Genomic DNA, 9,516 nt, shown 5'->3' on the forward strand with positions numbered 1-9,516 from the left:
ACTGGCACAGGTTCTGGTTGATGAAGGCTTCACCAGCCTGGAAGAGATTGCCTACGTACCGCTGGAAGAAATGCTCAACATCGACGGCTTTGACGAAGACATCGTCAACGAGCTTCGCGCTCGGGCCAAGGATCGCTTGTTGACTAAAGCCATCGCTACTGAGGAAAAGCTGGCAGACGCCCATCCGGCCGAAGACCTGCTCTCGCTTGAGGGTATGGACAAGGATTTGGCGATGGAACTGGCGGTGCGCGGCGTAATTACCCGCGAAGACCTGGCCGAGCAGTCTATTGACGACCTGCTCGACATCGACGGCATTGACGATGATCGTGCCGGCAAGTTGATCATGGCCGCCCGAGCCCACTGGTTCGAGTAATTAGGCGCGGCCTGAGGAGAGAAGTGCATGACGCAAGTCACGGTGAAACAACTGGCCGATGAGGTCAAAACACCGGTAGAGCGCCTGCTGCAGCAGATGCGTGAGGCAGGTCTGCCGCACACCGCCGCCGAGGAACATGTGAGCGACAGTGAGAAGCAGTCGTTGCTGACTCATCTGAAAAGCAGCCACAAGGCGAAAGTGGAAGAACCACGCAAAATTACTTTGCAGCGCAAGACCACCAGCACCCTGCGTGTCGCTGGCAGCAAGAGCATCAGCGTTGAAGTGCGCAAGAAGAAAGTCTTCGTACAGCGCAGCCCGGAAGAAATCGAAGCCGAGCGTCAACGCGAACTGGAAGAACGTCGCGCAGTAGAAAATGCTGCCCGTCAGAAGGCTGAAGAAGAAGCCAAGCGTCGCGCCGAAGAAGAAGCGCGTCGCCAGCCTGCTCCGGTTGCCGAAACTGCAGTCGCTGACGCGGTTGCAGCCCCGGCTCCTGCGCCAGTTGCCGCCGAACCTGTGCAAGACGCCCCGGTAGCCGCTCCGGCTCCTGTGGCTGACGTGCGCAAGAAAGACGAGCAGCGCCGTCCGGACAAACCACGTGCAGACGATAACAATCGTCGCGGCAGTGGCGATGGTGAGCGCAAAAACGCTCCGCATCGCGCTTCGGTCAAGGAAAAGGCGCCTGCGCCGCGCGTTGCCCCACGTACCACCGACGAAGAAAGCGATGGCTTCCGTCGTGGTGGTCGCGGCAAGGCCAAGCTGAAGAAACGCAACGCTCACGGTTTCCAGAGCCCAACCGGCCCTGTCGTGCGTGAAGTGAAGATCGGCGAGACCATCACTGTTGGCGATCTTGCTCAGCAGATGTCGGTCAAGGCTGCTGAAATCATCAAGTTCATGTTCAAGCTGGGCACTCCAGCCACCATCAACCAGGTTCTGGATCAGGAAACTGCCCAGCTGGTTGCTGAAGAACTGGGCCACAAAGTGACCCTGGTCAGCGACACCGCCCTGGAAGATTCCCTGGCCGAGTCCCTGAAGTTCGAAGGTGAAGCGGTTGCCCGTGCGCCGGTCGTGACTGTAATGGGTCACGTTGACCACGGTAAAACCTCGCTGCTGGACTACATCCGTCGCGCCAAAGTGGCCGCGGGCGAAGCCGGTGGCATTACCCAGCACATCGGTGCCTACCACGTAGAAACCGAGCGCGGCATGGTCACCTTCCTCGACACCCCAGGTCACGCTGCGTTTACCGCCATGCGTGCCCGTGGTGCCAAGGCTACCGACATCGTGATCCTGGTGGTTGCAGCGGACGACGGCGTGATGCCGCAGACCATTGAAGCCGTTCAGCACGCACAGGCAGCCGGCGTACCGCTGGTGGTCGCCGTGAACAAGATCGACAAGCCAGGCGCCGATCTGGACCGCATCCGCAGTGAACTCTCGGTTCACGGCGTGACGTCGGAAGATTGGGGGGGCGATACTCCGTTCGTACCGGTTTCCGCGAAAATGGGTACCGGCGTCGACGACCTGCTGGAAGCCGTTCTGCTGCAAGCCGAAGTACTGGAACTCAAAGCGACTCCTTCGGCCCCAGGCCGTGGTGTCGTGGTGGAATCCCGTCTCGACAAGGGCCGTGGCCCGGTAGCTACCGTGCTGGTTCAAGACGGTACCCTGCGTCAAGGCGACATGGTACTGGTCGGTTCGAACTACGGCCGCGTGCGCGCCATGCTCGACGAGAACGGCAAGCCAATCAAGGAAGCCGGTCCTTCCATTCCGGTCGAGATCCTCGGCCTGGACGGTACCCCGGACGCCGGCGACGAGATGAGCGTAGTGGCCGACGAGAAGAAAGCCCGTGAAGTGGCTCTGTTCCGTCAAGGCAAGTTCCGCGAAGTCAAGCTGGCCCGTGCTCACGCCGGCAAGCTGGAAAACATCTTCGAAAGCATGGGCCAGGAAGAGAAGAAGACGCTCAACATCGTCCTCAAATCCGACGTCCGTGGTTCGTTGGAAGCTCTGCAAGGCGCTCTGAACGGCCTGGGCAACGACGAAGTGCAAGTGCGTGTAGTGGGCGGCGGCGTCGGTGGTATCACCGAAAGCGACGCCAACCTGGCACTGGCCTCCAACGCTGTACTGTTCGGCTTCAACGTGCGTGCCGATGCCGGCGCACGGAAGATCGTCGAGCAGGAAGGTCTGGATATGCGTTACTACAACGTGATCTACGACATCATCGAAGACGTCAAGAAAGCCCTGACCGGTATGTTGGGCAGCGACGTTCGGGAGAACATCCTGGGTGTTGCCGAAGTTCGCGACGTGTTCCGCTCGCCGAAGTTTGGCGCGATCGCCGGTTGCATGGTCATCGAAGGTGTCGTGCACCGTAACCGTCCAATCCGTGTACTGCGTGAAGACATCGTTATCTTCGAAGGCGAGCTGGAATCCCTGCGCCGCTTCAAGGATGACGCGTCCGAAGTACGTGCCGGCATGGAATGCGGTATCGGCGTGAAGAGCTACAACGACGTCAAAGTCGGTGACAAGATCGAAGTCTTCGAGAAGGTCCAGGTTGCTCGCAGCCTCTAACTCGCGCACTTCAAGAGCCCTGGTGGCCCGTAGCATGTCCATGCACGGCACCGCCAGCGGCCTCTAAACGCAACGCCCGGTCTGGCTCCTGCCAGGCCGGGCGTTTGCCGCTTTCAGACCACACGGGTTTCGCCGTGAGGCAGTAACAGGTAACAAGACATGGCAAAAGAATACAGCCGTACCCAACGTATCGGTGATCAGATGCAGCGCGAACTGGCGCAACTGATCCGTCGCGAAGTCAAGGATCCACGCGTCGGCCTGGTGACTATCACCGCCGTGGAAGTCAGCCGCGATGTCGGTCACGCGAAGATCTTCATCACCGTGATGGGCCAGGAAAACGCCGAAGAAATCGCCCAGAGCATCAAGGTGCTGAACTCGGCGGCAGGTTTCCTGCGCATGCAACTGGCCAAGGAAATGAAGCTGCGCAGCGTGCCGCAACTGCACTTCCATTACGACGAAAGCGTCGCCCGCGGGGCGCACCTGTCGGCTCTGATCGAGCGTGCCGTGGCTGAAGACAGCCAGCATGGCGACGCGCCTGCCCCTGAAGACGCCAAGGAGTAAGCGGTGGCTCAGGTCAAGCGTATCCGTCGTAACGTCAGCGGCATCATCCTTCTGGACAAGCCGCTGGGCTTCACCTCCAACGCGGCCCTGCAGAAGGTCCGCTGGTTGCTCAATGCCGAGAAGGCCGGTCACACCGGCAGTCTCGATCCCTTGGCCACCGGCGTGCTGCCGCTGTGCTTCGGCGAGGCCACCAAGTTCTCGCAATACCTGCTCGACTCCGACAAGGGTTACGAAACCCTGGCGCAGTTGGGCAAGACCACCACCACCGCGGACGCTGAAGGCGAAGTTTTGCAGACCCGCGAAGTGACCGTTGGTCGTGCCGATATCGAAGCGGTATTGCCGGAGTTTCGCGGCGAAATCAAACAGATACCGCCGATGTACTCCGCCCTCAAGCGTGATGGCCAGCCACTCTACAAACTGGCTCGTGCAGGGGAAGTGGTGGAGCGCGAACCGCGTTCTGTTACTATTGCGCGCTTGGAATTACTCGCCTGCGAAGGCGACACTGCCCGCCTGGCGGTGGACTGCAGCAAAGGCACCTATATCCGCACCCTGGTGGAAGATATCGGTGAAAAGCTCGGCTGTGGTGCCTACGTTGCAGAACTGCGGCGGACCCAGGCCGGACCTTTCAGCCTGGCCCAGACGGTCACCCTGGAAGAGCTCGAAGCAGTGCACGCCGAAGGCGGCAACGAAGCGGTAGACCGCTTCCTGATGCCATCGGATAGCGGCTTGCTGGATTGGCCGCTGCTGCAGTTCTCGGAGCACAGCGCGTTCTACTGGCTCAATGGCCAGCCGGTACGTGCCCCGGATGCACCGAAGTTCGGCATGGTGCGGGTACAGGATCACAACGGTCGCTTCATCGGTATCGGTGAAGTGAGCGAAGACGGGCGCATCGCGCCGCGTCGACTGATTCGGTCAGAATGACCGGACGAGGGTGGCTGTTAACAGGCACGGTCACTACTCATTTATAGATACAGGGATTTGTCCCTGGCCTGTTGAAACTGTTCTTGAACAGTTTCCTGATATAAGGATTGCCCACATGGCACTCAGCGTTGAAGAAAAAGCTCAGATCGTAACCGACTACCAGCAAGCTGTTGGTGACACTGGTTCGCCAGAAGTGCAAGTTGCACTGCTGACCGCCAACATCAACAAACTGCAAGGTCACTTCAAAGCCAACGGTAAAGACCACCACTCCCGTCGTGGCCTGATCCGCATGGTAAACCAGCGTCGTAAGCTGCTGGACTACCTGAAAGGCAAAGACCTGAGCCGTTACAGCACCCTGATCGGTCGTCTGGGTCTGCGTCGCTAATCAGCGATTGCGCTATGAGGTTGGTTGTTTGCCATGCGTCAGCGGTTTTTCCGCCGGCGTATGGCAGGCTTCCAGCCTCAAGTTTTATCTGCTGCACCGTTTTACCTGGACAATAAAGGCTGGGCCGATTCCCCGCATTGCCCAAGAATTTCGCAAGAAGCAAGTTTCCCCAAGAGCCACAAAGAAGGTAGGACACCGTGAACCCGGTAATCAAAAAATTCCAGTTCGGTCAGTCGACCGTAACCCTCGAGACTGGCCGTATCGCCCGTCAGGCCTCCGGCGCAGTATTGGTCACCGTTGACGACGACGTCAGCGTATTGGTGACCGTGGTTGGCGCCAAGCAAGCGGATCCAGGCAAGGGCTTCTTCCCTCTGTCCGTTCACTACCAGGAAAAGACTTACGCTGCCGGTAAGATCCCTGGCGGTTTCTTCAAGCGCGAAGGCCGTCCTTCCGAGAAAGAAACCCTGACCTCGCGTCTGATCGACCGTCCGATCCGCCCTCTGTTCCCAGAAGGCTTCATGAACGAAGTGCAGGTTGTCTGCACCGTGGTTTCCACCAGCAAGAAGACCGATCCGGACATCGCTGCGATGATCGGTACCTCGGCTGCCCTGGCCATCTCCGGCATTCCTTTCGACGGCCCGATCGGCGCCGCTCGTGTGGCTTTCCACGAAAGCACCGGCTACCTGCTGAACCCGACCTACGAGCAACTGGCTGCTTCGAGCCTGGACATGGTCGTGGCCGGTACCGAAGAAGCCGTACTGATGGTTGAGTCGGAAGCCAAAGAGCTGACCGAAGACCAGATGCTGGGCGCTGTACTGTTCGCCCACGACGAATTCCAGTCGGTGATCAAGGCCGTCAAAGAGCTGGCTGCCGAAGCTGCCAAACCTACCTGGGACTGGGCTGCTGCCCCAGAAGCCACCGAACTGCTGGGCGCTATCCGTGCCGAGTTCGGCGAAGCCATCTCCCAGGCTTACACCATCACCGTCAAGGCCGACCGTTACGCTCGCCTGGGCGAGCTGAAAGACCAGGTGGTCGCCAAGCTCTCCGGTGAAGAGGGCCAGCCTTCGGCTTCCGACGTCAAAGCCGCTTTCGGCGAGATCGAATACCGCACCGTTCGCGAAAACATCGTTAACGGCAAGCCACGTATCGACGGCCGCGACACTCGCACCGTACGTCCGCTGAACATCGAAGTCGGCGTACTGCCCAAGACTCACGGTTCGGCCCTGTTCACCCGTGGCGAAACTCAGGCCCTGGTGGTTGCGACCCTGGGTACTGCGCGTGACGCACAGCTGTTGGACACCCTGGAAGGCGAGAAGAAAGACCCCTTCATGCTGCACTACAACTTCCCTCCGTTCTCGGTGGGCGAGTGTGGTCGCATGGGCGGCGCTGGTCGCCGTGAAATCGGTCACGGCCGTCTGGCTCGTCGTTCGGTTCAGGCCATGCTGCCAGCCGCTGACGTGTTCCCTTACACCATCCGCGTAGTATCGGAAATCACCGAATCCAACGGTTCCAGCTCCATGGCTTCCGTTTGCGGTGCTTCCCTGGCGCTGATGGACGCTGGTGTACCGATGAAGGCACCGGTTGCTGGTATCGCCATGGGCCTGGTTAAAGAAGGCGAGAAGTTCGCCGTCCTGACCGACATCCTGGGTGACGAAGACCACCTGGGCGACATGGACTTCAAGGTAGCCGGTACCGCCAAAGGCGTTACCGCGCTGCAGATGGACATCAAGATCAAGGGCATCACCGAAGAAATCATGGAGATCGCCCTGGGCCAAGCCCTGGAAGCTCGCCTGAACATCCTCGGTCAGATGAACCAGATCATCGGTCAGTCCCGTACCGAACTGTCGGCCAACGCACCGACCATGATCGCGATGAAGATCGACACCGACAAAATCCGTGATGTCATCGGTAAAGGCGGCGCCACCATCCGTGCGATCTGTGAAGAAACCAAGGCTTCGATCGATATCGAAGACGACGGTTCGATCAAGATCTTCGGCGAAACCAAGGAAGCTGCAGAGGCCGCGCGTCAGCGCGTTCTGGGCATCACCGCGGAAGCCGAGATCGGCAAGATCTACGTCGGCAAGGTTGAGCGCATCGTCGACTTCGGCGCCTTCGTCAACATCCTGCCGGGCAAGGACGGTCTGGTGCACATCTCCATGCTGAGCGACGCTCGCGTTGAGAAAGTCACCGACATCCTGAAAGAAGGTCAGGAAGTGGAAGTGCTGGTACTGGACGTGGACAACCGCGGCCGTATCAAGCTGTCCATCAAAGACGTGGCAGCAGCCAAGGCTTCGGGCGTTTAATCACCCTTTAGCCTTAAGCTGAACAAGCAAGCGCCCCGACTGGTTCGGGGCGTTTTGCTATCTGCGATAAAAGCCTCTCGGTTGCCGGCCCAAGGCGCGAGTGCTAGTTTTTAGCCCACGCCGGTGTAGCTCAGTCGGTAGAGCAGCGCACTCGTAACGCGAAGGTCGCAGGTTCGATTCCTGTCTCCGGCACCAGATATCGAGTTTTGAGCGGTTTGCGAATGTACGGCCCCTCCAGCAAAGTCCGTCTAGCGCTGAATGAGTGCCCTCGAAAGATACTTTTCTAAGAAATGCCGGCAGGCAGGTTCAACTTTTTTTTGAGTTCGTCGGTTGTATCCATAAGTTCTTATTGAAAGTCTCCGTGGCTTGCTCTTGAAGTTTTAGAAGCTGCTGTTCTATTCAGTTGGGCGGTGCTGTAGTTTTTTGTTGAGTGAGCGGTATTGCCCATAATGACGTCCGGTAATCATGGAGTATTCAGCGTGAAGAAGTGGAAGTTGGCGTTAATCGGTCTAGTGTCGCTGGCCCTTGTAGCCTGTGAGAAAGCCCCTTCGTATGAGTTTGAGGGACAGTACTTTGCAACGGAGGGCGAAGAATGCACCACTCCAGCGAATGCGAAAGATCGTGAACAATATTATTTGGAGATAACCAAAGATGTACGGGGCAGAGGCGTATTGTACTCTGCTAATTTTCCAACAGCTTCGAAGGTTGGACTGCCTGTTGTCAGTGCGCAAAGCGTCTCACCCAATGATGATAACGAACTGATTTTTAACTTCTATGAACCTAAGGTATCCGCGACAGCTCCTGAAGCTACAAGATTTAATATCGTACTCTCCGTTATTCCTAATCAAGGCAAGGAAGGATACTTGTGGGTGACCAGGGCTGAAATGAATATTGCCACCAATGGGGCAGTTCAGAAGTACGACATCCTTGAAAATCTAAGAAGATTTTTCGAGCTCGGCAAGGCAGGTGTTTGCTTGAAAAAAGGAACAACTACGGGTTGAGTGCAAATAGCACTTTCTTGTGAGCCGGCGTGAGCCAATCGCCAGAGGCCTTGGCCAAGGTCATGGGGATGAGGTATTCACCGGCCTTCGTGATTACCTTGGCGCTTGTAAGCTTTTCTTTGTCGTTGCCAATCTTGGTTTTCTAGGGCGTAACCTTGTTTCCTGGGGTTTCTGGCGAGTCTGTGTCTGGTGATGGTCCGCAAATCCGCCGATTTCTCTCTCATCGGTGCATCAGGTCATATAAATCGTCGGCCAAAGGTCCTATATTCGGTTTCTGTCTGAGTACCAGCATGCTGTTTTCAGATGATCCCGAATGGTTCTGAAGGCCAGATAAATCGGCGGTTGCAACGATTTTTTGCGGCAGAGAGATCCCAACGATCCAGATCCATCTTCCATTCCCACGATCAGAGAGAACGAGATGATTCCTAAAGAGGCAAGAATCGACGTAGCGCTTGAAAGGTACCTGGCTGCCACGCCTTCCTTGCAAGAAGAAATCAACGCCCTGAGCCCCGAAGAACAGAAGCAGCAGGCGCAATGGGCCTTTGAGGACGAGGCGGAGTCTCGCGGCATCGAGCCGTGGGAGCTGGTGCTCGATCTGGTGGCCGAGACACCGGAGGAGTTGAAGGCTATGCGCCTGGAAGTGCATCAGGAGGTTGCTGAAGCGCTGGGCATGGACCTTGAGGATTATCTGCAGCTCAACGAGATCGACAGTTGAACCCGACGCCAGCCTTGACCAGGCTGGCGTTTTTCATGGATCAGATGCTCAAGCGCATGGACAGGTCCAGGGCTTTCACATCCTTGGTCATGGCACCGATGGAAATGTAGTCCACCCCGGTTTCGGCAATCGGGCGCAAGGTGCTTTCGTTGATTCCCCCGCTGGCTTCCAGCTTGGCCTTGCCGGCATTCAGGCGCACGGCCTCGCGCATATCGTCCAGGCTCAGTTCATCGAGCATGATGATGTCGGCACCGGCTGCCAGGGCTTCCTTCAATTCCCCAAGACTTTCCACTTCCACTTCCACCGGCTTGCCCGGGGCGATCTTGTGGGCGGCGCTGACGGCCTGGGCAATGCCACCACAGGCTGCGATGTGGTTTTCCTTGATCAGGAAGGCGTCATACAGACCGATGCGGTGGTTGTGGCAGCCACCGCAGGTGACCGCGTACTTCTGGGCCAGGCGCAGGCCGGGAAGGGTCTTGCGGGTATCCAGCAGCTTGACCTGGGTATCGGCGACAAAGTCGGCCAGATATTGGGCGCGGGTGGCCACGCCGGATAGCAGCTGCAGGAAGTTCAAAGCGCTGCGTTCGCCGGTGAGCAATGAACGGGCCGGGCCTTCCAAGTGGAACAGCGCCTGGTTGGGTACCACCCGCTCGCCGTCAGCCACTTGCCAGTGCACGGCAACCCGCGGGGCCAACTGACGG

General features: G+C 58.0%; 9 protein-coding genes and 1 tRNA gene. 9 read left to right on the forward strand and 1 reads right to left on the reverse strand.

Going from position 1 to position 9,516, the window contains the following annotated elements:
- From BLX41_RS36415 to BLX41_RS27405, 9 genes are all read left to right on the forward strand, one after another.
- A partial coding sequence (locus BLX41_RS36415; protein ID WP_259745238.1) for a helix-hairpin-helix domain-containing protein occupies window positions 1-373 on the forward strand: 373 nt, incomplete at its 5' end.
- Window positions 374-400: 27 nt separating this feature from the next.
- The gene (gene infB, locus BLX41_RS27370) at window positions 401-2,929 is read left to right on the forward strand and encodes a translation initiation factor IF-2 (protein WP_123727417.1); all 2,529 of its coding nucleotides are present in this window, start codon (window positions 401-403) and stop codon (window positions 2,927-2,929) included.
- A gap of 159 nt (window positions 2,930-3,088) precedes the next feature.
- Window positions 3,089-3,490, forward strand: coding sequence for a 30S ribosome-binding factor RbfA (gene rbfA, locus BLX41_RS27375; RefSeq protein ID WP_016967778.1), 402 nt, complete (start codon window positions 3,089-3,091; stop codon window positions 3,488-3,490).
- A gap of 3 nt (window positions 3,491-3,493) precedes the next feature.
- Window positions 3,494-4,411, forward strand: a complete 918-nt coding sequence (gene truB / locus BLX41_RS27380) for a tRNA pseudouridine(55) synthase TruB (protein WP_058438936.1) — start codon at window positions 3,494-3,496, stop codon at window positions 4,409-4,411.
- Window positions 4,412-4,526: 115 nt separating this feature from the next.
- On the forward strand, window positions 4,527-4,796 hold the full coding sequence (rpsO, locus tag BLX41_RS27385; protein ID WP_011059205.1) for a 30S ribosomal protein S15: 270 nt from the start codon (window positions 4,527-4,529) through the stop codon (window positions 4,794-4,796).
- Window positions 4,797-4,993: 197 nt separating this feature from the next.
- Window positions 4,994-7,099: a polyribonucleotide nucleotidyltransferase gene (gene pnp / locus BLX41_RS27390; RefSeq protein ID WP_015634122.1), complete on the forward strand. Its 2,106-nt coding sequence runs from the start codon at window positions 4,994-4,996 to the stop codon at window positions 7,097-7,099.
- A gap of 119 nt (window positions 7,100-7,218) precedes the next feature.
- Window positions 7,219-7,294: transfer RNA gene (locus BLX41_RS27395), tRNA-Thr, on the forward strand.
- A gap of 284 nt (window positions 7,295-7,578) precedes the next feature.
- On the forward strand, window positions 7,579-8,100 hold the full coding sequence (locus BLX41_RS27400; RefSeq protein WP_123727418.1) for a hypothetical protein: 522 nt from the start codon (window positions 7,579-7,581) through the stop codon (window positions 8,098-8,100).
- 418 nt (window positions 8,101-8,518) lie between these two features.
- Complete coding sequence (locus BLX41_RS27405) at window positions 8,519-8,815, forward strand: DUF6388 family protein (RefSeq protein ID WP_185073817.1); 297 nt, start codon at window positions 8,519-8,521, stop codon at window positions 8,813-8,815.
- Between the two features lie 40 nt (window positions 8,816-8,855).
- Here the strand turns inward: BLX41_RS27405 and nadC are convergent.
- Window positions 8,856-9,516: carboxylating nicotinate-nucleotide diphosphorylase (gene nadC / locus BLX41_RS27410; protein WP_259745239.1), on the reverse strand; the 661-nt coding region annotated here is incomplete at its 5' end.

This window comes from Pseudomonas protegens, assembly GCF_003732485.1.
In the GTDB taxonomy this organism is placed as follows: domain Bacteria; phylum Pseudomonadota; class Gammaproteobacteria; order Pseudomonadales; family Pseudomonadaceae; genus Aquipseudomonas; species Aquipseudomonas protegens_B.

Bases quoted from the DNA above. Each gene is read 5' to 3' on its own strand.
- infB (WP_123727417.1), top strand. From the start codon at position 401: ATGACGCAAGTCACGGTGAAACAACTGGCCGATGAGGTCAAAACACCG.
- rbfA (WP_016967778.1), top strand. From the start codon at position 3,089: ATGGCAAAAGAATACAGCCGTACCCAACGTATCGGTGATCAGATGCAG.
- rpsO (WP_011059205.1), top strand. From the start codon at position 4,527: ATGGCACTCAGCGTTGAAGAAAAAGCTCAGATCGTAACCGACTACCAG.
- BLX41_RS27405 (WP_185073817.1), top strand. From the start codon at position 8,519: ATGATTCCTAAAGAGGCAAGAATCGACGTAGCGCTTGAAAGGTACCTG.